Annotated in this window: 24 protein-coding genes; 17 read left to right on the top strand and 7 right to left on the bottom strand. The window is 61.1% G+C overall.

Annotation, left to right across the window (positions count from 1 at the left end; translation table 11 throughout):
- The first annotated feature begins 6 nt into the window (after nt 1-6).
- The 4 genes from clpA (at nt 7) to J5Y06_RS19360 (ending at nt 4,117) form a co-directional block, all read left to right on the top strand.
- Nucleotides 7-2,460, top strand: coding sequence for an ATP-dependent Clp protease ATP-binding subunit ClpA (gene clpA / locus J5Y06_RS19345; protein ID WP_209336840.1), 2,454 nt, complete (start codon nt 7-9; stop codon nt 2,458-2,460).
- A gap of 123 nt (nt 2,461-2,583) precedes the next feature.
- A complete protein-coding gene (locus J5Y06_RS19350; RefSeq protein ID WP_209336841.1) occupies nt 2,584-3,327 on the top strand; it encodes an AzlC family ABC transporter permease in 744 nt (247 codons plus the stop codon).
- Nucleotides 3,324-3,671: an AzlD domain-containing protein gene (locus tag J5Y06_RS19355; RefSeq protein WP_209336842.1), complete on the top strand. Its 348-nt coding sequence runs from the start codon at nt 3,324-3,326 to the stop codon at nt 3,669-3,671. Before J5Y06_RS19350 ends, J5Y06_RS19355 begins: the two co-directional genes overlap by 4 nt.
- Before the next feature lie 20 nt (nt 3,672-3,691).
- Complete coding sequence (locus J5Y06_RS19360) at nt 3,692-4,117, top strand: DUF1330 domain-containing protein (protein WP_209336911.1); 426 nt, start codon at nt 3,692-3,694, stop codon at nt 4,115-4,117.
- Nucleotides 4,118-4,122: 5 nt separating this feature from the next.
- Here J5Y06_RS19360 and J5Y06_RS19365 read toward each other — a convergent pair whose 3' ends face one another.
- From J5Y06_RS19365 to J5Y06_RS19380, 4 genes are all read right to left on the bottom strand, one after another.
- Nucleotides 4,123-4,557, bottom strand: coding sequence for an HIT family protein (locus J5Y06_RS19365; RefSeq protein WP_209336843.1), 435 nt, complete (start codon nt 4,555-4,557; stop codon nt 4,123-4,125).
- A gap of 72 nt (nt 4,558-4,629) precedes the next feature.
- Nucleotides 4,630-5,832, bottom strand: a complete 1,203-nt coding sequence (locus J5Y06_RS19370) for a GNAT family N-acetyltransferase (RefSeq protein WP_209336844.1) — start codon at nt 5,830-5,832, stop codon at nt 4,630-4,632.
- Nucleotides 5,833-5,892: 60 nt separating this feature from the next.
- Nucleotides 5,893-6,603, bottom strand: a complete 711-nt coding sequence (locus J5Y06_RS19375) for a glycerophosphodiester phosphodiesterase (protein ID WP_209336845.1) — start codon at nt 6,601-6,603, stop codon at nt 5,893-5,895.
- Complete coding sequence (locus tag J5Y06_RS19380) at nt 6,600-7,070, bottom strand: RidA family protein (protein WP_209336846.1); 471 nt, start codon at nt 7,068-7,070, stop codon at nt 6,600-6,602. The genes J5Y06_RS19375 and J5Y06_RS19380 overlap by 4 nt, the downstream gene beginning before the upstream one ends.
- Before the next feature lie 121 nt (nt 7,071-7,191).
- Here J5Y06_RS19380 and J5Y06_RS19385 point away from each other — a divergent pair, with 121 nt between their 5' ends.
- A complete protein-coding gene (locus J5Y06_RS19385) occupies nt 7,192-8,028 on the top strand; it encodes a cell envelope integrity EipB family protein (RefSeq protein WP_209336847.1) in 837 nt (278 codons plus the stop codon).
- On the opposite strand, the gene J5Y06_RS19390 is transcribed toward J5Y06_RS19385, so the two are convergent.
- Entirely contained in the window at nt 8,015-8,644 is a 630-nt protein-coding gene (locus J5Y06_RS19390; protein ID WP_209336848.1) for a MarC family protein, read from the bottom strand. The genes J5Y06_RS19385 and J5Y06_RS19390 overlap by 14 nt on opposite strands.
- A 254-nt stretch (nt 8,645-8,898) precedes the next feature.
- Here J5Y06_RS19390 and gyrA point away from each other — a divergent pair, with 254 nt between their 5' ends.
- A complete protein-coding gene (gene gyrA, locus J5Y06_RS19395; protein ID WP_209336849.1) occupies nt 8,899-11,643 on the top strand; it encodes a DNA gyrase subunit A in 2,745 nt (914 codons plus the stop codon).
- A gap of 75 nt (nt 11,644-11,718) precedes the next feature.
- Here the strand turns inward: gyrA and J5Y06_RS19400 are convergent, their stop codons facing one another.
- Complete coding sequence (locus J5Y06_RS19400; protein WP_209336918.1) at nt 11,719-11,877, bottom strand: hypothetical protein; 159 nt, start codon at nt 11,875-11,877, stop codon at nt 11,719-11,721.
- A 152-nt stretch (nt 11,878-12,029) separates the two neighbouring features.
- Between J5Y06_RS19400 and coaD the strand changes: the two genes are divergently transcribed.
- From coaD to tgt, 6 genes are read left to right on the top strand one after another with little or no spacing between them, the layout of a single operon-like run.
- Complete coding sequence (gene coaD / locus J5Y06_RS19405) at nt 12,030-12,530, top strand: pantetheine-phosphate adenylyltransferase (protein WP_209336850.1); 501 nt, start codon at nt 12,030-12,032, stop codon at nt 12,528-12,530.
- 13 nt (nt 12,531-12,543) lie between these two features.
- A complete protein-coding gene (locus tag J5Y06_RS19410; RefSeq protein ID WP_209336851.1) occupies nt 12,544-13,134 on the top strand; it encodes a peptidylprolyl isomerase in 591 nt (196 codons plus the stop codon).
- 50 nt (nt 13,135-13,184) lie between these two features.
- A complete protein-coding gene (locus J5Y06_RS19415; protein ID WP_209336852.1) occupies nt 13,185-13,700 on the top strand; it encodes a peptidylprolyl isomerase in 516 nt (171 codons plus the stop codon).
- Nucleotides 13,701-13,715: 15 nt separating this feature from the next.
- On the top strand, nt 13,716-14,165 hold the full coding sequence (locus J5Y06_RS19420; RefSeq protein WP_209336853.1) for a DMT family transporter: 450 nt from the start codon (nt 13,716-13,718) through the stop codon (nt 14,163-14,165).
- Nucleotides 14,165-15,241 carry a tRNA preQ1(34) S-adenosylmethionine ribosyltransferase-isomerase QueA gene (gene queA / locus J5Y06_RS19425; protein ID WP_209336854.1) on the top strand — a complete coding sequence of 359 codons (1,077 nt, stop codon included), beginning with the start codon at nt 14,165-14,167 and terminating at the stop codon, nt 15,239-15,241. Before J5Y06_RS19420 ends, queA begins: the two co-directional genes overlap by 1 nt.
- Nucleotides 15,238-16,368, top strand: coding sequence for a tRNA guanosine(34) transglycosylase Tgt (gene tgt / locus J5Y06_RS19430; protein WP_209336855.1), 1,131 nt, complete (start codon nt 15,238-15,240; stop codon nt 16,366-16,368). Before queA ends, tgt begins: the two co-directional genes overlap by 4 nt.
- A 1-nt stretch (nt 16,369) precedes the next feature.
- Here the strand turns inward: tgt and J5Y06_RS19435 are convergent, their stop codons facing one another.
- Entirely contained in the window at nt 16,370-16,795 is a 426-nt protein-coding gene (locus J5Y06_RS19435; RefSeq protein WP_342453463.1) for a DUF4864 domain-containing protein, read from the bottom strand.
- Nucleotides 16,796-16,906: 111 nt separating this feature from the next.
- On the opposite strand from J5Y06_RS19435, the gene J5Y06_RS19440 reads away from it, so the two are divergent.
- From J5Y06_RS19440 to J5Y06_RS19460, 5 genes are all read left to right on the top strand, one after another.
- On the top strand, nt 16,907-17,143 hold the full coding sequence (locus J5Y06_RS19440; RefSeq protein WP_209336856.1) for an Lrp/AsnC ligand binding domain-containing protein: 237 nt from the start codon (nt 16,907-16,909) through the stop codon (nt 17,141-17,143).
- A 74-nt stretch (nt 17,144-17,217) separates the two neighbouring features.
- Complete coding sequence (locus J5Y06_RS19445) at nt 17,218-18,630, top strand: circularly permuted type 2 ATP-grasp protein (protein ID WP_385931960.1); 1,413 nt, start codon at nt 17,218-17,220, stop codon at nt 18,628-18,630.
- Between the two features lies 1 nt (nt 18,631).
- Complete coding sequence (locus tag J5Y06_RS19450) at nt 18,632-19,573, top strand: alpha-E domain-containing protein (RefSeq protein ID WP_209336858.1); 942 nt, start codon at nt 18,632-18,634, stop codon at nt 19,571-19,573.
- A 3-nt stretch (nt 19,574-19,576) separates the two neighbouring features.
- The gene (locus tag J5Y06_RS19455; protein WP_209336859.1) at nt 19,577-20,368 is read left to right on the top strand and encodes a transglutaminase family protein; all 792 of its coding nucleotides are present in this window, start codon (nt 19,577-19,579) and stop codon (nt 20,366-20,368) included.
- Nucleotides 20,369-20,396: 28 nt separating this feature from the next.
- Nucleotides 20,397-21,131, top strand: coding sequence for a proteasome-type protease (locus J5Y06_RS19460; RefSeq protein WP_209336860.1), 735 nt, complete (start codon nt 20,397-20,399; stop codon nt 21,129-21,131).
- Nucleotides 21,132-21,203: the final 72 nt, after the last annotated feature.

Consider the following 21,203-nt stretch of genomic DNA (forward strand, 5'->3'; position numbering starts at 1 on the left):
TACTAAATGCCGGCTTTCTCCCAAGGCCTAGAAAAAGCACTCCATCAGGCGCTGACGTTCGCCAACGAGCGGCATCACGAATACGCCACGCTGGAACACCTGCTGCTCGCCCTCATCGAGGACAGCGACGCAGCTGCGGTGATGCGCGCGTGCAATGTCGATATCGACGATCTGAAGCACACGGTGCTGACTTACATCGACACCGAGCTCGACAATCTGATCACCGGCTATGACGAGGATTCCAAGCCGACCGCCGGTTTCCAGCGTGTCATTCAGCGCGCGGTAATCCACGTCCAGTCGTCGGGCCGTGAGGAAGTTTCGGGCGCCAACGTGCTCGTCGCGATCTTTGCTGAGCGCGAAAGCCACGCTGCCTACTTCCTCCAGGAACAGCAGATGACCCGCTACGACGCGGTGAACTACATCAGCCATGGCATCGCCAAGCGGGCCGGGGCCGGCGAAGCGCGCCCGCCCCGTGGGGCTGAGGATGATCAAGCCGGCGGTGCTGGCGGCGAAGGTGAAGACGGCGGCAAGAAGAAGCAGCAGCAGGACGCGCTCACCGCCTACTGCGTCAACCTGAACCAGAAGGCCAAGACCGGCAAGATCGACCCACTGATCGGCCGCGCCAACGAGATCAACCGCACGATCCAGGTGCTTTGCCGCCGGTCCAAGAACAACCCGCTTTACGTGGGCGATCCAGGTGTTGGCAAAACGGCGATTGCGGAAGGCCTTGCCAAGCGCATCGTGGAAGGCAAGGTGCCGCAGGCGCTTGCCGACTCCACCATCTTCTCTCTCGACATGGGCACGCTGCTGGCGGGAACCCGCTATCGCGGCGACTTCGAAGAGCGCTTGAAGCAGGTCGTGAAGGAGCTGGAGGAATATCCGGGCGCCGTTCTGTTTATCGACGAGATCCACACCGTGATTGGTGCGGGCGCAACCTCAGGCGGTGCCATGGATGCGTCCAACCTCCTGAAGCCCGCGCTGTCTTCGGGCGCAATCCGCTGCATGGGCTCGACGACCTACAAGGAGTTCCGCCAGTTCTTCGAAAAGGATCGGGCGCTCGTGCGTCGCTTCCAGAAGATCGACGTGAACGAGCCGACGGTGGATGACACGATCGAGATCATGAAGGGCCTGAAGCCCTATTATGAGGACTTCCACAAGGTGAAGTTCAGCTCGGATGCCATCAAGGCTGCCGTGGAACTGTCGGCGCGCTACATCAACGATCGCAAGCTGCCGGACAAGGCGATCGACGTGATCGATGAAACCGGTGCGTCGCAGATGCTGCTGCCGGAAAACAAGCGCAAGAAGACGATCACGGTCAAAGAGATCGAGGCGACCATCGCCACCATGGCCCGCATTCCGCCGAAAACCGTTTCGGCCGATGACGAGCAGGTGCTAGCTGGCCTCGAGGTCGAGCTCAAGCGCGTGGTTTATGGTCAGGATACCGCCATCACCGCGCTGGCTTCGGCGATCAAGCTGGCTCGCGCCGGCCTGCGGGAACCGGAAAAGCCCATCGGCTCCTACCTGTTCTCGGGTCCGACGGGCGTCGGCAAGACGGAAGTGGCCAAGCAGCTTGCGGCTTCGCTCGGTTGTGAGCTGCTGCGCTTCGACATGTCGGAATACATGGAGCGCCACACCGTGAGCCGCCTGATCGGCGCGCCTCCCGGCTATGTCGGCTTCGACCAGGGCGGCCTTCTGACCGACGGCGTCGACCAGCATCCGCATTGCGTGCTGCTTCTCGACGAAATCGAAAAGGCGCATCCGGACCTGTTCAACATCCTGTTGCAGGTCATGGATCACGGCCAGCTCACGGATCACAACGGCAAGAAGATCGACTTCCGCAACGTGATCCTGATCATGACCACGAATGCCGGTGCGGCAGACATGGCCAAGGCGGCGATCGGCTTCGGTTCGTCCAAGCGCGAAGGCGACGACGTCGAAGCGATCAACCGCCTGTTCACGCCGGAGTTCCGCAATCGCCTCGATGCGATCATTCCGTTCGGCTCGCTGCCGGTGCCGGTGATCCATCAGGTCGTGCAGAAGTTCGTGATGCAGCTGGAAGCGCAGCTTTCAGAGCGCGGCGTGACCTTCGACCTGTCGCCGGACGCGATCGCCTGGCTGGCTGACAAGGGCTATGACGAGCGCATGGGGGCACGCCCGCTCGGACGCGTCGTTCAGGAACACATCAAGAAGCCGCTGGCGGATGAGATCCTGTTCGGCAAGCTCAAGAAGGGCGGAACAGTGCGCGTCACGGTCGAGGAGATCGAGGGCAAGAAGGGCCTGAAGCTCGAATCGCTTGCAGACGAACTGCCGGTGAAGCCCAAGAAGGAGGCCGAGGAAGAGGACAAGCCGAAGCGTGTCCGCAAGCCGGCTGCCAAGAAGGCAGAAGCGAAAGCCAAGCCGGAAGAAAAGAAGAACCCGGGGCAGCGCAGCCTTGTGCCACAGCTGCCTCGCAAGAACTGACCTCACAGGGATCCTTGTGAAAAAAGGCGTCGATCCGGGGATCGGCGCCTTTTTCTTTTTGGACCAATGCTGAAACGCCGCCCGCCTCTTCGCTCCCCGCAACAGCAATGTTAATCCCCGGTAATGACGCCGTCTCAGCACGTGGATATCCAGCGCTCCCGCACCGGTTGGTATCTCGCCGGTGTCCGTGCTGCCTTTTCCCTGCCTGGGCTGATCCTCGCGAGTTCCTTTGTCGGGTTTGCCGCCCTGGCGAAGGCGGCAGGGCTGACAATCGCACAGGCCGTTTTCATGACCGGCGTGATCTGGGCGCTGCCTGCCAAGGTGGTGCTTGTCGGGGCCATCATGTCGGGCAGCTCGATCTTTGCAGCCGCCTTCGCAGTCGCCCTGTCCTCCGTGCGTTTGACGCCGATGGTGGTTGCCCTGGTGCCGGAACTGCGCGGCTCCCGGACACGACAGCTGACGCTTTACCTTCTGTCCCACTTCGTTGCCATCACCTCATGGGTGCTTGCGATGGAGCGCGTCGGCGACGTTCCGCGCGACATGCGGACCACCTTTTATGCGGGTCTCGGCAGCACGCTGACCCTCGGCAACATGGTTGTGGTGGGGGTTGTTTATGCCTTGAGCCAAAAGCTACCGCCGGAGATTTCGGCTGCGCTCTTCATGCTGACGCCCATCTACTTCCTGACCTCGCTTTGGGCCTCGGCGCGCGAATGGGCGACGCATCTCGCGATGGTCATGGGACTGGTGCTGGGCCCGGTCTTCCACGTCGTGCTGCCGGAGTTTGACCTGCTTGCCGCCGGCACCATCGGCGGGTTCAGCGCCTATGCGATCTTTTCCCTGGTTCAGCGCCGGCGGCCCGCCACGTGACCTTCAGCGCCGTCGACAGCTGGTGGTGGCCGTTCCTGTTCATCCTCATCGCAGGATGGTTGGCGACCGACGCCTGGCGCTTCCTCGGCGTTTATCTCGGCGGACGGCTGCGGGATGATGCGCCGGTTCTCGTGCTGGTGCGGACCATCGCCACCGCGCTGGTTGCCGCGGTGATCGGCAACCTCATCATTTTTCCGTCGGGAGAACTGGCCGACACGCCCTTGTGGCTGCGGCTAGGGGCGGCGTTGATCGGTTTTGCTGCTTTTCTGTTGACTGGCCAGCGCATGATCGTTGGCATCGTTGTTGCCGAAGCGCTTCTGCTTTTCGGCATCTACAGTTTGTAGACTCGAGCTTGAGGGTAATGATGACCGGCTACGTGGATCCCACAAAGGAAAGCTTTGCAGCTTTTCGCGAGAACGACCGGGGCGGCCCGGTGCACATGCTGAATCTGGTGCGCTTTCGCGAGGAGGCAGCCTATGAGGATGGTCGCGTTAGCACGGGAGCCGAAGCCTACGCAGCCTACGGTCGTGAGACCCGCTCGATCTTGAAAAGGCTCGGCGGCAGAATCGTTTGGCGGGGCAACTTCGAGTTGATGCTGATCGGGCCATCGGAAGAACGCTGGGACGAGTGTTTTATTGCCGAATACCCGTCGGTGGCAGCGTTCGTGTCAATGATCCGGGATCCGGAATACCGCGAGGCGGTGAAGCATCGCCAGGCGGCGGTGCTGGACTCCCGGTTGATCCGCCTGGAACCGGCCGCTTCAGGGCAGGGCTTCGGCGGCGAAGGCTGACGTCTTCAGTTGCCGAGGGCGCCGATGATCTTTTCGGCGTGGGCGGCCAGAACGTCTCCCTTTTCCATCTCCCCACTGTGCGGCTTGAGCGACACGCCATTGAAACGGGGGATGACGTGGAAATGGAGGTGGAACACCATCTGCCCGCCCGCGGCTTCGTTGAACTGCTGGATCGTCACGCCGTCGGCGTCGAATGCCTTCATTACAGCCCTCGAGATGAGCTGCACCGTGTGCATCGTGGCAGCAAGGCTTTCCGGCGTCACATCCAGAATGTTGCGCGCACCGACCTTCGGAATCACGAGGCAGTGCCCGTCGCCCCTCGGCATGATGTCCATGAAGGCAAAGGTATGTTCATCCTCGTAGACACGGTGCGCCGGCATGTCGCCGCGCATGATCTTGGCGAAGATGTTGTCCGGATCGTAGCGGGTCGTATCCTGCATGGCGGGCCTTTCGCGAGCTCAACATCATCGGCATAGCATGCGAGGCCGGCTGATCAAGCAGGAGGGCTTCGCTTACTCCCCGTCGACCTTGCGAAACGGCGTCCGGTCTTCCAGATACTCGCTCATGGCAGCCACGTCGCGCCGCTCGCGCGCCAGGTAATCGGCCACAGCGCGCCTCAGCCCGGGGTGAGCGATGTAATGGAGGGAGTGCGTGGTCACCGGTTGATAGCCGCGCGCGAGCTTGTGCTCGCCTTGGGCGCCGGCTTCCACGACCTTGAGCTTGTGGGCGATCGCGAAGTCGATCGCCTGATGGTAGCACACCTCGAAATGAAGGAACGGGTGATCCTCTACGCATCCCCAGTTGCGGCCGAACAGGGTGTCGCCGCCGATGAAATTGATGGCCCCAGCGATATAGCGGCCGTCGCGCTTGGCCATCACGAGCAGGATATCTTCGGCCATGCGCTCGCCGACCAGCGAGAAGAACTTCCTGTTTAGATAAGGCCGTCCCCATTTTCGACTGCCCGTATCCATGTAGAAGCGGAAGAAATCATCCCAAACCCGCTCCGTCAGGTCAGTCCCCGTCAGCCAGTCGATCGAAATGCCCGACGAAAGAGCCGTTTCCCGCTCCTTGCGGAGGGTCTTGCGCTTGCGGGATGCGAGCGCGTCCAGAAAGTCCGTGTAGCTGGTGTACCCATCGTTGAAGAAGTGGAACTGCTGATCGGTCCGATGGAGGAAGCCGTGCTCTTCAAGCGTGGTGATGTCGCGCTCGGCGGCGAAGGTGACATGGGCGGACGATGCCCCGATCTGGTCGGTCAGCGCCTTGAGCCCTTCAGCCAAAGCCGCCTGGATCGGCAGCGGGTCCGATGCTTGGAGGCACAACAAGCGGGGGCCGGCCGCTGGCGTGAACGGAACCGAGGCCTGTAGCTTCGGATAGTAATCCCCGCCCGCACGCTCGAAGGCGTCAGCCCAACCATGGTCGAAGACATATTCGCCCTGGCTGTGGGATTTCAGATAAGCGGGAACGGCGCCAAGCAGGGTTCCGTCGTCCGCTTCCAGCCGCAGAAACTGCGGCAACCAGCCCGTTTTTCGAGACGCGCAGCCGGAGTCTTCAAGCGCGCTCAGGAAGGCATGCGAAAGAAATGGATTGTAGGGAAAGGCGCCCGTTCGGGACGCTCCGGCAAGCATGCCCCACTCGTCGGGGGCGAAGGCTGTCGCGCCTGCCGCTACCCGAATCGTGATCTCGCTCGCGGATGCCGCTTCGCCACCATCTGCCATTCGGGGAAACATACGCCGCCCGTTGTGCGGCGCAAGGTGACGGAACGGCAGTGTGATTGATCAGGCTTCGAAACCCTCGAACGTCATCTGGTCCGCGTAGTCGGCAGTTCGCGTTCGGCCTTCTTCGTCGCGGACCGTCCACGTGATCACAGGCATCGCCAGCCGCTGTCGTACAAAGGTGATGAAGGGGTTCGGCAGATGCTGCCAATGGTAGGACACGAAGTCGATCTCGTGGGCAAGCATTGTGAAATGCAGTTCAATTTCATCAGGCTTTTCGCCCCACGCGGTCAGGCCTCGGGGCAGATCAGGTGCGAAGCGCTTGAAGTCGCGGATGAGCCAGTGGTCGAAGGACATGATGGCCGCCTCGCCGGAATAGCGGTTCAGTTGATCCGCCACCTTTTCGACCAGCCCGGCGTCCCGGCCCTGGATGCCCTTCAATTCGATCACAAGCGGAACGCGGCCGGCGGTCAGTTGAAGAAGCTCGGCCAGGGTCGGCGGATAATCGTCCGTTCCCCCGATGCGCAGGGAGCTCAGTTCTGCTGCCGTTTTTTCGTAGATGAAGCCTTCGGCGCCCGCCAAGCGCTTCAACTCGTCGTCGTGGAATACGATCGGCACGCCATCGGCCGACAGATGCACGTCACACTCAATCGCGTAGTTGCGGTCGATGGCCGCTTTGAAAGCGGAAAGGGTGTTTTCCCATCGCGACTTGTTGAGGTCGTGGTAGCCGCGATGGGCGATTGGCCGTGCCGTCAGCCAAGGGTAGGACTTCATGCTCCGGCGAGCTCCACGATCGCTTCCACTTCAACCGGCGCATTCAAGGGCAGGCTAGCCACCCCAACGGCCGACCGAGCGTGCTTGCCCTCGTCGCCCAGTGCTGCAACCAGGAAATCGGAGGCACCATTAGCCACGACGTGTTGTTCGGTGAAGTCAGGAGTGGAAGCCACGAAGACCGTGATTTTCACGATGCGCCTGATTCGCGCGAGATCGCCGCTTGCCGCCTTGATTTGCGCCAGCACGTTCACTGCACACCACTTCGCGGCGAGCTTGCCGGCTTCCGTGCCCAGTTCGCGGCCAAGCAAACCCATCGCCATCAGCTTGCCGTCCTTCAACGGCAACTGCCCCGCGGTGAACAAAAGAGTGCCAGTTTGGGCGGCCGGAACGTAATTGGCTGCCGGCGCGGCCGCCTCCGGCAATGTCACGCCAAGTTCAAGCAGCCGCTTTTCGATTGTGTCGCTCATGGTCGTCTCCTTATATGCTGCCGGTAGAAGCCGAAGCAAAGGCGCCTCGCTTTTGCCACGTCCGGAGCGCGAACGCAGCCGGAATGTCGATGAGTTTGCGTCCGATTCACGGAGAAGAACAATGCGGTTCGCCCGCGTCATGACCTCGCTGCTGCTTGTTCTCGCGCCCGCCACGGCGTGGGCCCAAGGACCCGCCGCCCTGTCCCCGCACCGGGCAGTCTACGATCTCAGGCTGGACAAGGCGAGCGAGAGCTCTGACATCACCGGCATTTCCGGCCGGATGGTCTATGACTTCGACGGTTCACCCTGTGAAGGTTATACCGTCACCTTCCGCTTCGTCACGGATATCCAGACAAGCGACGCGTCGCGGGTGACGGACCAGCAGACCACCACCTTCGAAGAGGGTAGCGGACAATCGTTCCGCTTCGTTACCAAGTCGTTTGTGGACAGCGTGTTGGAACGCGAACTGCGCGGCGAAGCAAAGCAGGCTGCGGACGCGCTGGAGATTACGCTCGACAAGCCGCAGGAGATGGATGTCAGGTTGCCTGCGGCGCAGTTTCCGACGCAGCACATGCTGGAACTCCTCGGCAAGGCTCAACAGGGCGAAACCTTCTACGAGACGAGCATCTTCGATGGCTCGGAAGACGGCGACAAGGCGATGACCACCGCGGTGGTGATCGGCAAGCCAACCGCAATGTCCGAAAGCGACCCTGAAAAAGCGGCTCTCAAGACGTTGGCCGGCGACCGGTACTGGCCCGTCGACATCGCGTATTTCGACCTGCAGGGCGACGGCGGGGAAGAAACGCCCGACTACCGCGTCAGCTTCAAGCTTCATTCCAACGGCCTGACGCATGACCTGGTGATGGACTACGGAGACTTCGCGATGACCGGCAAGCTGGTTGATCTCCAGCTTCGAGAACAAGCTCCGACGACCTGCGAACCGGCTACGCCGCGATAAGCGCGCGGATGCCGTCGGCGACGAACTGGACGGCGAGGGCGGCGAGCAGGACGCCTAGCAGGCGCGTCAGAATCGAGCGGCCCGTTTCCCCAAGAAAGCGATCAACGCGTTCGGCCAGGATCAGCACCAGGGCCGTCACTGCAAGGCAAAGAGCAAGGATCACAACTGTGGTGAACTGCCCGATCGGGCTCGGGTAAGCCGAAGACAGCAACACGGTTGCCGAAATCGCGCCCGGTCCGGCGATCAGCGGGATCGCAAGAGGAAAGGCGGCGATGTTGCGGATCATGTCGCGCGTGATCGCCCGCGCCGCGCTTTTTTCGTGCCGCTCCTGCCGGCGCTCGAAGATCATCTCGAAAGCGATGAAGAACAACAACAGGCCGCCCGCCGTGCGAAACGCCGGAAGCGTGATGCCGAATGCGCCGAGGATCACCGTCCCAGCCAGCGCAAACACTGCAAGGATGGCAAAGCCGATCACCGACGCGCGGACTCCGACATGGATCCGCTGCGAACGGTTCATCCCGCTTGTCAGCGCGAGGAACAAGGGTGCGAGACCCGGCGGGTCGATGGTCACCAGGATCGTGACAAAGGCGTTGAAAGCGCTTTCGAAGTCCAGCATCTGCTTCGGCTCCCTTGCGCCAGGTTGGGTGGTCGGCGGCTGTTTTAGAAGCTGTGTTCGTGGTTGCAAACGCCGGCTGTCATGCGCTGCCGGCGAAATAAACGCGGATGGATCTGCGTACGCGACCTAAGCGGCTGATGTTGCTTTAAAATCTGCCGGATTTTGCTGTGGGTAGAATGATGGTCCGGTTTGGAGTTGACGCCGCCTTTCCTATATAAAGGACTGATGATTCCCCCAAAATGCGGCGCTAGACATTGACAGATCAAACCACTCCACGAGACGGCGGGCCGAACGGCATTGAGCCCATCTCCATCATGGAGGAAATGCAGCGGTCTTATCTCGATTACGCAATGAGCGTGATCGTCAGCCGGGCGCTGCCGGATGTGCGTGATGGCCTGAAGCCGGTGCATCGGCGGATCATGTATGCGTCGTTCGACAGCGGTTATCATTGGAACCGCAAATATGTGAAATCGGCCCGCCCCGTTGCTGATGTGATGGGTAAATACCACCCGCACGGCGACGCTTCGATCTACGATGCCTTGGTACGCATGGCCCAGGACTGGTCGATGCGCGTGCCGCTCATCGACGGGCAAGGCAATTTCGGCTCGATCGACGGCGATAGCCCGGCGGCGATGCGCTACACCGAAGCGCGCCTCACCAAGGTCGCGCATGAACTGCTGGAGGACATCGACAAGGACACGGTCGATTTCCAGGAAACCTACGACTCGTCCGGTTCAGAGCCTAAGGTCCTGCCGGCGCGTTTTCCCAATCTTCTCGTCAACGGCTCAGGCGGTATTGCCGTCGGCATGGCGACCAACATTCCACCACACAACCTGTCCGAGATCATCAACGGCACTATTGCCCTGATCGACAATCCCGCCATGGATTTGGCTGATCTCATGGACATCATTCCCGGGCCGGATTTCCCCACCGGCGCGCTTATTCTCGGCCGCTCGGGCATCCATTCCGCTTATTCCACCGGCCGCGGCTCGATCCTGATGCGCGGCAAGGTGCACACCGAAACCATTCGGGGTGAGCGCGAAGCCATCATCGTGACGGAAATGCCCTATCAGGTGAACAAGGCATCGATGATCGAGAAGATGGCCGAACTCGTGCGCGACAAGCGCATCGAGGGCATCTCCGACATTCGCGACGAGAGCGATCGCCAGGGCTACCGGGTGGTGATCGAACTGAAGCGGGATGCCAACGCCGAGGTGATCCTCAACCAGCTTTACCGCTTCACACCGCTGCAAACCTCATTCGGCGCCAACATGGTGGCGCTCAACGGCGGCAAGCCAGAGGTTCTGAACCTCATCGACATCCTGAAGGCCTTCATCGCCTTCCGGGAAGATGTCATCAGCCGCCGCACGAAGTACCTCCTGCGCAAGGCTCGGGAACGGGCGCATGTCCTGGTTGGCCTGGCGATTGCCGTTGCCAACATCGACGAAGTGATCGCGCTGATCCGCCGCGCACCGGATCCACAAACGGCGCGCGAGCAGTTGATGGAGCGGCGCTGGCCCGCCTCTGACGTCGAAGCGCTGATCCGCCTCATCGATGATCCGCGGCATCGGATCAACGAGGACGGCACCTATAATCTGTCCGAAGAGCAGGCGCGTGCCATTCTTGAACTGCGCCTGCAGCGACTGACGGCCCTTGGCCGCGACGAGATCGCCGACGAACTGAACAAGATCGGCCTCGAGATCAGCGATTATCTCGACATCCTGTCCTCGCGCGTCCGCATCATGACGATCGTCAAGGACGAGCTTGCAGCGGTGCGCGACGAATTCGGCACGCCGCGCCGCACCGAGTTGGCGGATGGCGGCTCGGACATGGACGACGAGGACCTGATCGCCCGCGAAGACATGGTCGTCACGGTCAGCCACACCGGCTACATCAAGCGTGTGCCGCTGTCGCTTTACCGATCGCAACGCCGCGGTGGCAAAGGCCGGTCCGGCATGTCCACGCGTGACGAGGATTTCGTCACGCGGCTCTTTGTGGCCAACACGCACACGCCGGTTCTGTTCTTCTCTTCGCGTGGCATCGTCTACAAGGAAAAGGTTTGGCGCCTGCCGATCGGCAATCCGCAATCGCGCGGCAAGGCGCTGATCAACATGCTTCCGCTGGAACAGGGCGAGCGCATCACGACAATCATGCCGCTGCCGGAGGACGAGGACAGCTGGGGCAACCTGGACGTCATGTTCGCCACCACGCGCGGCACCGTTCGCCGCAACAAGCTGTCGGACTTCGTGCAGGTCAATCGCAACGGCAAGATCGCGATGAAGCTCGAAGAGGAAGGCGACGAGATCCTTGGTGTGGCGACCTGTACCGATACGGATGACGTCCTGCTGACCGCTGCATCCGGGCAGTGCATCCGTTTCCCCGTCAGCGATGTGCGCGTCTTCTCCAGCCGCAACTCGGTCGGTGTGCGCGGCATCAACATGGCGGAAACCGATCGCGCTATCTCCATGACCATCTTGGGTGGCGTGGAATCAGAAGCGTGGGAGCGCGTCGCCTACCTCCGTCGCGCGGCAGCCGAGCGTCGTGCCGTGACGGGCGACGACGAAGAGATCGTCACGCCTACCGAAGATGTGGCGGTGGAAGGCGAACTGTCGGACGAGCGCTACGAAGAACTGAAAGCGCGTGAGGAATACGTGCTGACCGTCACCGAGCGCGGCTACGGCAAGCGGTCGTCATCCTACGATTTCCGTGTAACCGGGCGAGGCGGCAAGGGCATCCGCGCCACCGACGTTTCAAAGACGGCGGAGATCGGCCGACTGGTTGCCGCATTCCCCGTGGCCGGCAGCGATCAGATCATGCTGGTGTCCAACGGCGGCCAAGTCATCCGCGTCCCGGTCAACGGCATTCGCTTCGCAAGCCGCGCAACCAAGGGCGTGACCATCTTTGATACGGCAAAGGGAGAACGCGTCGTTTCCGTGGAGCGGATTTCCGAGCCGCAGGACGAGGATGGCGAAGCCGGCACGGTGGCAGAGATTGAGTAAGTCGACGGTGCGCGCTCGTTGGAATCAAAACGGGACGCGTTGACGCGTCCCGTTTTGAATTTCTCAACTTGCCGTTTAGCGATAGCTGTTCGGCCGATCGAAGCCAGGTCCGAAGCGGTTCATGCGATCGCGCTTCACGGTCTGCTTCACATACTGAGCTTCCTGGTGAAGGCCGAATACTGTCGCGATCAACATCGCAATGGTCATGGCGGCGGCAAGCATCAAGATCATCATGGCAACATCTCCTGCCGCAAAGAACTCATGAACAACTTTTCGGTTCCACGGGTGAAACCTAGGTGCGTGCTTGTCACCAATTCGTGAATCGGCAAGCGCTTCTCCAGGTCATTCGGTTTGCCTTTGCAGCAACTGGCGATTAGAAGGCCGGCATGACGCACCGTGTCGCCATTTATGCAGGTTCATTCGATCCCCTCACAAATGGGCATCTCGACGCCCTGACGGGCTCGTTGTCCTTTGCGGACAAGATCCTCGTGGCGATCGGCAAACAGGCCTCGAAGACGCCACTGTTCTCTTTCGAAGAGCGCGTCGAGCTCATCAAGTCTGCGGCGCGGGATGCCGTTGGTCCGGATGCAGATCGACTGGAGGTGATATCCTTCGAAGGCCTGGTGGTGCGGGTTGCGATCGAGCGCGGGGCCACCATCATGATCCGCGGGCTGCGCGACGGAACAGATCTTAACTACGAAATGCAGATGGCGGGAATGAACCGAACGATGGCTCCCGGCCTGCAGACGGTATTTCTTCCAGCCAGTCCCGCAGTGCGGATGATCACTGCCACTCTTGTTCGCCAGATTGCGACCATGGGCGGAGACATCACGCCCTTTGTGCCGGCCGTTGTCGCAACAGCGCTGACGGAAAAGTTCAGGACCTAAGCAGGAGTTCTCAATGCCCCGTTTCAAACTTGTTACTGCCGCGCTCGCGATGGCCGTGGCCTTGCTCACAGGTAGCGTGGCCGCCCAGGCTGCCGAGCCGGAAAACACGCTCGTTCTGACGTTGAAGGACGGGGATGTGACGATCGCCTTGCGACCCGACCTTGCGCCGCAGCACGTGGAGCGGATCAAGACCCTCGTGCGCGATGGCGCTTATGACAATGTTGCGTTCCACCGAGTGATCGACGGCTTCATGGCGCAGACCGGCGACGTGCAGTATGGCGATCTGGAGGAAGGCTTCAACGCGGGTGCTGTTGGAACGGGCGGATCCGATCTTCCTGATCTGCCGGCTGAATTCTCCGATGAACGTTTTGTTCGGGGGACGGTTGGCATGGCACGCGCCCAGAACCCGGATTCGGCGAATTCGCAATTCTTCATCATGTTTGCGCCAGCGCCACCCTTGGATGGCGAGTACACGGTGGTCGGTCAGGTGGAAAGCGGACTGGAGCTGATCGACGACATCAAGCGCGGCGATGCGTCCGATAATGGCGCAGTGAGCGACCCGGATCGCATTTTGCGGGCTCGCATTGCGGCAGACGGCAACTAAGTACGAGGAAACGAGCTGTTGCAGGTGCAGCAGTTCTGCAAGGAGTTGATATGGCTGAGATCAAGGATCCAGAAAACACCCTGGTGATGGAAACCACCAAGGGCAAGGTCGTGATCGAGATGTTTCCCGATCTGGCACCTGGCCACGTCGGTCGCATTAAGGAACTGGCGCGCGAAGGCGCCTATGACGGCGTTGTCTTTCATCGGGTGATCGACGGCTTCATGGCACAGACCGGCGATGTGAAGTTCGGCAACTCGACGTCCGGCAGCTTCAATCCGTCGCGCGCCGGCATGGGCGGTTCGGACAAACCGGACCTGAAGGCTGAGTTCAACAACATGAACCATGCCCGCGGGACCTGTTCCATGGCGCGGGCGCAAAGCCCGAACTCGGCGAACTCGCAGTTCTTTATCTGCTTCGAGAACGCCGCTTTCTTGAACCGGCAGTACACGGTGTGGGGCCAGGTGATCGAAGGCATGGAGAATGTCGACCAGATCAAGCGCGGGGAACCCGTGCAGGATCCCGACAAGATCACCTCGCTGAAGGTCGCCGCCGATATTGCGGCCTGAGGAAAGACACGTCCGATGACCACGCTGCTTTGGTCGTTGATGGGCATCCTTGCCGGCGCGTTCGTTGCCCTGCAGGCGCCCATCAACGCGCAGCTTGGCCGTGACCTTGGATCGCCGGTTGCTGCAGCCGGCGTTTCCTTTTTTGCGGGTGCGGTGGTTCTGGGCTTGGCGACAATCTTTTTCGCTCGCCTGCAAGGCATCTCCCTGAACTTCCGCGCACCTCCGCCCTGGCTCTTCATCGCCGGAGGGGTTCTCGGCGCAGCGTTCGTGACAAACAACGTCATCCTTGTGCAGAAGGTCGGCGCCGCTACGCTGATCGCTTTGCTGATGACTGGCCAGCTATTGGCAGGGCTTTTAATGGACCGGATCGGCTTCATGGGCCTGGCCGTGCGCGAAATTACGGCAGGTCGAATTGCCGGCGTGTTTCTGCTGATGGCCGGCGCCCTGATGATTCGCCTTTACTGATGAAGGTCGATCTTTTCGATTTCGAACTTCCCGACGAGCGCATCGCGCTTCGCCCTGCCGAACCGCGCGACACCGCGCGTCTGCTCGTGGTTGACCCGGTTCAGGGCCTGGCGAACCGGCATGTTTACGAGTTGCCGAACCTCCTGCAGCCCGGCGACGCGTTGGTGTTCAACGACACGAAGGTTATTCCGGCGCAGCTGCATGGCACGAGGCACCGCGGCGACAACACGGCGGCCGTCGATGCCACGCTTCATATGCGTGTCGCACCCGATCGCTGGAAGGCTTTCGTCAGGCCCGCCAAGCGCTTGGCCGTGGGGGATCGCATAGCCTTTGGTCGTGAGGGCGACCTCTGCCTGCTCGGAACCTTGAACGCGACGGTGAGCGCCAAGGGCGAGGCTGGTGAGGTCGACCTCGACTTCGATCTCAGCGGCCCCTTCCTCGACGATGCGCTTCGCGAGGCCGGCCATATTCCGCTGCCTCCTTATATCGCCTCCAAGCGTCCCGAGGATGCACGCGATCGCGTGGATTACCAGACGATCTATGCCCGGGAAGAGGGTGCGGTGGCCGCCCCTACGGCCGGCCTCCATTTCACGCCAGAGCTCATGGATGCGCTGGATACCGGCGGCATATCCAGGCACTTCGTAACCTTGCATGTCGGTGCGGGCACCTTCCTGCCGGTGAAGGCCGACGACACAGAGCGCCACAAGATGCACGCCGAGATCGGGGTTGTCTCGGAGGAAACCGCTGCTGCGCTCAATGAGGTGAAGGCGCGGGGAGGGCGCGTGGTGTGCGTTGGCACGACCTCGCTGCGGCTTCTGGAAAGTGCTGCGGGTGACGATGGCAGGATGCGCGCCTGGCAGGGTGCCACCGACATCTTCATCACACCGGGCTACCGCTTTCGCGTCGTTGACGTCTTGATGACCAACTTCCATCTGCCGCGCTCGACCCTTTTCATGCTGGTATCTGCCTTCAGCGGGCTCGAAACGATGCGCGACGCCTACAAACACGCAATCGATGGGGGCTACCGCTTCTATTCCTATGGCGATGCCAGCCTCCTGTTCAGGAGTGCGGCATGAGCGAGCCGTTTCGATTTCAGCTGCAGGCGAAGGACGGCGCCGCGCGCCTCGGCGCGATCACCATGCCGCGCGGCACGATCCGCACGCCAGCCTTCATGCCTGTTGGCACGGCAGCGACGGTAAAGACGCTGACGATGGACCAGGTTCGCGGCACGGGCGCGGACATCATCCTGGGTAACACCTATCACCTGATGCTGCGCCCGGGTGCCGAACGCGTGGCGCGCCTCGGCGGTCTTCATGAGTTCGCACGCTGGCCGCACCCGATCCTGACGGATTCCGGCGGATTCCAGGTCATGTCGCTCGCAACTCTGCGCAAACTGGACGAGAAGGGGGTCACGTTTCGCAGCCACATCGATGGCGCGAAATACGAGATGTCACCCGAGCGTTCGATCGAGATCCAAGGCTTGCTGGACTCCGACATCCAGATGCAACTCGACGAGTGCGTTGCGCTGCCTGCTGCTTATGCGGAAGTGGAGCGTGCCATGGAACTGTCGCTGCGCTGGGCTGAGCGCTGCCGCATCGCGTTTGGTGATCAGCCCGGGCGTGCCATGTTCGGCATCGTTCAAGGTGGAGCCGAGCCGGCGCTGCGCGAACGTTCGGCGCTGGTCCTCAAGGCCATGGACCTCAAGGGATATGCCGTGGGTGGCCTGGCGGTGGGTGAACCGCAGCAGGTCATGCTGGACATGCTCGAGGTGACATGTCCGCTGCTGCCGGCTGAAAAGCCGCGCTACCTGATGGGCGTCGGGACGCCCGACGACATCCTGAAGTCTGTGGCGCGCGGCATCGACATGTTCGACTGCGTGATGCCGACGCGGGCGGGTCGCCACGGCCTGGCGTTCACGCGTCGCGGTCGGGTCAATCTGCGCAATGCCAGGCATGCCGACGATCATCGTCCGCTGGATGAAGAAAGCGACTGCCCCGCCGCGCGGGATTATTCCCGCGCCTATCTGCACCATCTGATCCGCGCGCAGGAAAGCCTCGGCGCCATGCTCCTGTCGTGGAACAACATCGCTTACTACCAGAACCTCATGCAGGGTATTCGCGATGCAATCGGCAGCGGCACGTTCGTGAGCCATGCGGAAAAGATCTCCGCGTCCTGGGCCCAGGGCGACATCGCGCCACTGTGACTCAGGTGCTGAGGCTGTTGGCGGCCCGCAGATTCACGCTGCTGATCAGCCAGGATCCGTCCGGCTGCTGCTGCAACGTGTAGAGCGCCTCGTAATCCTTGCCATCCGGCCCGAGGATCATGACCGTCTGCTTGATCTCGCTGCCGCCATCCTCCGCCGCCCCGAAGGCGAAGTTGCGGGGACGATGCACCATGGGGTAGGCGTTGCGCACCATGGCCATGAAGGCTTCGGGCGTTGGATAGATCCGCCGCAACGTCGGAGAAGCAAAGCCATAGGCAACGCCGTCCTGATCGGAACGGAACGCCTGCATCTGCTGTTCGATCACGGCTTGTGCCGCGGCCACCTCGGCTTCTCCCGCACCAGCGCTTCCGACCGGCATCATGAACAAGGAAAAGAAAGCAAAGGGAATGGCGGATCTGCGCATCATCTGCTCCTGTCGCGAGGGAGCGCCGTTAGCGGCTCCTTGGTGAGTGGCTTCTAAAGCTACGGTGGGAACCGGATAAGGTTTCGCGAGTATGACAACTCTTCGGGAGCGGACATGAAAGCCTTCTTCATGCAGATCAAATGCGAACTCGGCCAATCCTATAAGGTGGCGAGTGCCATCGTGGATGCCGAGATCGCATCGGAAGTTTATTCCACCGCCGGCGACTTTGATCTCCTGGTCAAGTTCTACATTCCGGAGGAGGGCGATGTGGGCCACTTCGTGAACGAAAAGATCCAGGTCATCCCTGGTATCCGCGACACGCGAACCATTGTGACTTTCCGCGCGTTTTAATCAAACTGTCGCCGGCAAAGCTCTTGCAATTGCCGCGTGAACCCCCTGAAATGCAGGAGGTTGGGAGTACTCGGTTGGTAGCCTTTGATGAGATGCATCCGGAATCCACCGGATTGCGGGATCCGTATAAGAAGTACCAGGCATGGCTGGCTGAGCAGGACCCCGCTCGCCTGACCGAGAAGATGCAGGACGCGGAACGCGTTTTTCGCAAAACGGGCATTACCTTCGCGGTCTACGGCGAGGAAGAAGCAGCCGAGCGGCTCATCCCCTTCGACATCGTCCCCCGGATCCTCGCGGGTAGCGAATGGCGGCGGCTCATGCAAGGCATCGAGCAGCGGGTGCAGGCGCTGAATGCCTTCTTGGACGACATCTACCACCGCCAGGAGATCCTGAAGGCTGGCCGTATCCCCAAGGAGCTGATCGCCAACAACGAAGCTTTCGTGCCGGAAATGATCGGCGTACGTCCGCCGGCTGGCGTGTACACCCACATCATCGGCACGGACATCGTGCGAACCGCCGAAAACGAGTTCTTCGTTCTCGAAGACAACGCACGCACGCCAAGTGGCGTGTCCTACATGCTCGAAAACCGCGAAACGATGATGCAGCTTTTTCCCGAGCTGTTTCAGCGGATCCGCGTGCGGCCGGTTGAGAATTATCCGCAGATCCTCCGGCAGTCCCTGTCTGCCGTGAAGCCGGAAAGCTGCGACGGGCCGCCGCGGTTGGCTGTCCTGACACCGGGAAGCTACAACTCCGCTTATTTCGAGCATGCCTTTCTGGCGGACCAGATGGGCGTCGAACTGGTGGAAGGGCAGGACCTGCGGGTGGTTGATGGCCACGTCGCCATGCGCACCACCGAAGGCTACAAGCGCATCGACGTGCTTTATCGCCGTGTCGATGACGCCTTCCTTGACCCGCTGACCTTCCGGCCGGATTCCGCCCTCGGCGTGCCCGGCATCATGGATGTGTACCGCGCTGGCAAGATCACGATTGCCAATGCACCCGGAACCGGGATCGCCGACGACAAGGCGATCTATTCCTACATGCCGGAGATCATCGAGTTTTATACCGGCCGCAAGGCGTTGTTGCCCAATATCGAGACCTGGCGCTGCTCTGAACCGGCGAGCCTGAAATATGTCTTGGAGAACCTTTCCGCGCTTGTGGTGAAGGAGGTGCATGGCTCTGGCGGCTACGGAATGCTGGTTGGGCCGGCGGCAAGCAAAGCGGAACGCGAAGCCTTCGCCGAGAAGCTGCGCGCCAAGCCCTCGAACTACATTGCGCAGCCGACGCTTTCCTTGTCGACGTGTCCAATCCTAACGGAGGCTGGTCTGGCGCCGCGACACGTGGATCTGCGGCCGTTTGTGCTGGTGTCTGACCGCATCCAGATCGTTCCCGGCGGGCTCACTCGCGTCGCGCTGAAGGAAGGCTCGCTTGTTGTGAACTCCTCGCAAGGCGGCGGCACAAAAGACACCTGGGTGCTGGACGACTGAGATGCTTCTAGGACGCACCGCCAACGGGCTCTACTGGATGAGCCGCTATATCGAACGTGCCGAGAACATGGCACGGCTGCTTGACGCCGGCTTGCGGCTCGCGCTGACGCAAACCACGAGCTCGGCGGAAGAATGGACGTCGCTGGTGATCAGCGCCGGTGCCGAGAACGCGTTTCGAGCCCGCCACACTGAGTTCACCTCCACCACGGTCTCCGACTTCCTGCTGCGCGATAGAACAAATCCGTCCAGCGTGATCTCCTCGATTGAAACCGCGCGCATGAACGGCCGCATGGTGCGCACAGCCCTGACCCGGGAAGCGTGGGAAAGCCTCAACGAGGCCTGGATGTCGTTGAAGCGCCTACTGGCGGCACCGATCGACGAGCGGGACCTGCCCCATGTTCTTGACGCCATCAAGCGGGAAGCGGCGCTTATACGCGGCGCCTTTATCGGAACGATGTTGCGCAACGAAATCTTCTATTTCGCGCAACTCGGCACGCTGGTTGAGCGGGCAGACAACACGGCCCGCATTCTGGACGTGAAATATTACGTCCTGCTGCCTTCTGTTCACTGGGTTGGATCGTCGCTCGACAACTACCAGTGGGAGTCGATCCTCCGATCCGTTTCCGCGCACCGCTCCTACCGCTGGGTTTATGAAGCGGACTACAAGCCGACCAATATAGCCGACTACCTGATCCTCGATCCACGCATGCCGCGCTCGCTCGCGTTCTGTTACCGGGGCATCACCGAAAGTCTTCGCATGCTGTCGGACGATTATGGTGCACGACATCCGAGCCATGACATCGCCGAGCGCACCATGGAGCGGCTCTGCGTTGGCTCCATCAAGGAAATCTTCGACTATGGCTTGCACGAATACCTCGACGGCTTCATCGCCGACAACGCGCGGTTTGGTGCTGCTGTCGCAGAAAACTACCGGTTTTATTGACCCATGCGGCTGAAAATCACCCACCGCACCGAGTACCACTACGATCAACCGAACATCTATGCCCTGCAGCGCCTGCGGCTGGTGCCGCAAAGCAATGACAAGCAGCGTGTCAGCAACTGGTCGGTTCAGATCGATGGCGGCGTCGAGGAAGCGAATTATACAGATGGTTTCGGCAATGCCACGCGGCTGGTGAGCGTGTTGCCGGGTCAGACCGACATCAGCGCCACCGCCACGGGGACCATCGAAACGACTGATGGATCGGGCATCACGGGACCCCATCGCGGTTATGCTCCGCTGTGGCTCTTCCTCCAGCCCACGCCCCTCACAGAACCGGGTCCGGCGATCCGCGCCTTGGCGGCTGACATCAAGGAGGGGGCACCGCTCGATCGCCTGCACGAGCTGATGCAGAGCATCGTTTCGCGGGTGACGTACGAGAAGGGCACCACCGCCGTTGGTACCCTCGCAGAAGAAGCTGCAGCCAAAGGCAGCGGCGTCTGCCAGGATCAGGCGCATATTTTTGCATCGGCGTCTCGGCTGCTTGGTTTGCCCGCCCGCTATGTGAGCGGCTATCTCCTTCTGAAGGAGCACGGGGAGGCGGCGAGCCACGCTTGGGCGGAATCGCATGTGCCAGGACTGGGCTGGGTGGCGTTTGATTGCGCCAACGGCATTTCGCCAGACGAGCATTATGCACGCCTGGCGATCGGGCGCGACTACCGCGATGCAGCGCCTGTTTCCGGTTTCCGCTTGGGGGGGGCGGCAGAGCGGCTTGAAGTTCACCTCACAGTCGAGCAGTAATCCGTCCACCAAAACGGCGGAAGCACTCATGACTTATTGTGTCGGCCTCAAGATCGACCGCGGCCTGGTTTTCATGTCCGACACCCGCACGAACGCGGGGATCGACAACATCTCGACCTTCCGCAAGATGCATATCTGGGAAGAGCCTGGAGAGCGGGTGATCGTGCTGATGTCGGCCGGCAATCTGGCCACGACCCAGGCCGTGATCAGTCTCCTGGACGAACGCTCAAAATCGCCTTCCGAGCGGGTCAGTACGCTTTTGCAGACCCCTTCGATGTTTCAAACCGCGCGGCTCGTGGGTGAAACCATCAAGGAAGTCATCAAGAACTCGTCGCCGGACGGACAGTCAGCCGACTCCTACTTCAACGCATCCTTCATCTTGGGTGGCCAGATCAAAGGCTCGGAAGCCCGTCTCTTCCTGATCTATCCCGAAGGAAATTTCATAGAAGCAGGGGAGGACACGCCGTTCTTCCAGATTGGCGAGACCAAATACGGGAAGCCGATCATAGTGCGCGCCTACGACCCCGGGATGAGCTTTGCTGAAACGGCGAAGCTGCTGATGGTGTCGTTTGATTCGACGTTGAAGTCGAACCTGTCCGTCGGTCTGCCGCTCGACATGATGTTCTACGAGCTCGATACGATGCGTGTCGGTTTCCGCAAGAGGATCGGCTACGACGATCAATATTACCGGATGATCTCAGACGGCTGGTCGAACGCGCTGAAGACCGCCTTCAACAGTTTGCCGGAATTCGACGAACTATAACGTCGGCCAGTATCCGGCGCCCGGAGTCTAACCAGACTAAGAAAAAGGGCCCCCAGTGGGGGCCCTTTTTGA

Origin of the sequence: Tianweitania sediminis, from assembly GCF_017813335.1 — a bacterium.
Lineage (GTDB): Bacteria > Pseudomonadota > Alphaproteobacteria > Rhizobiales > Rhizobiaceae > Tianweitania > Tianweitania sediminis.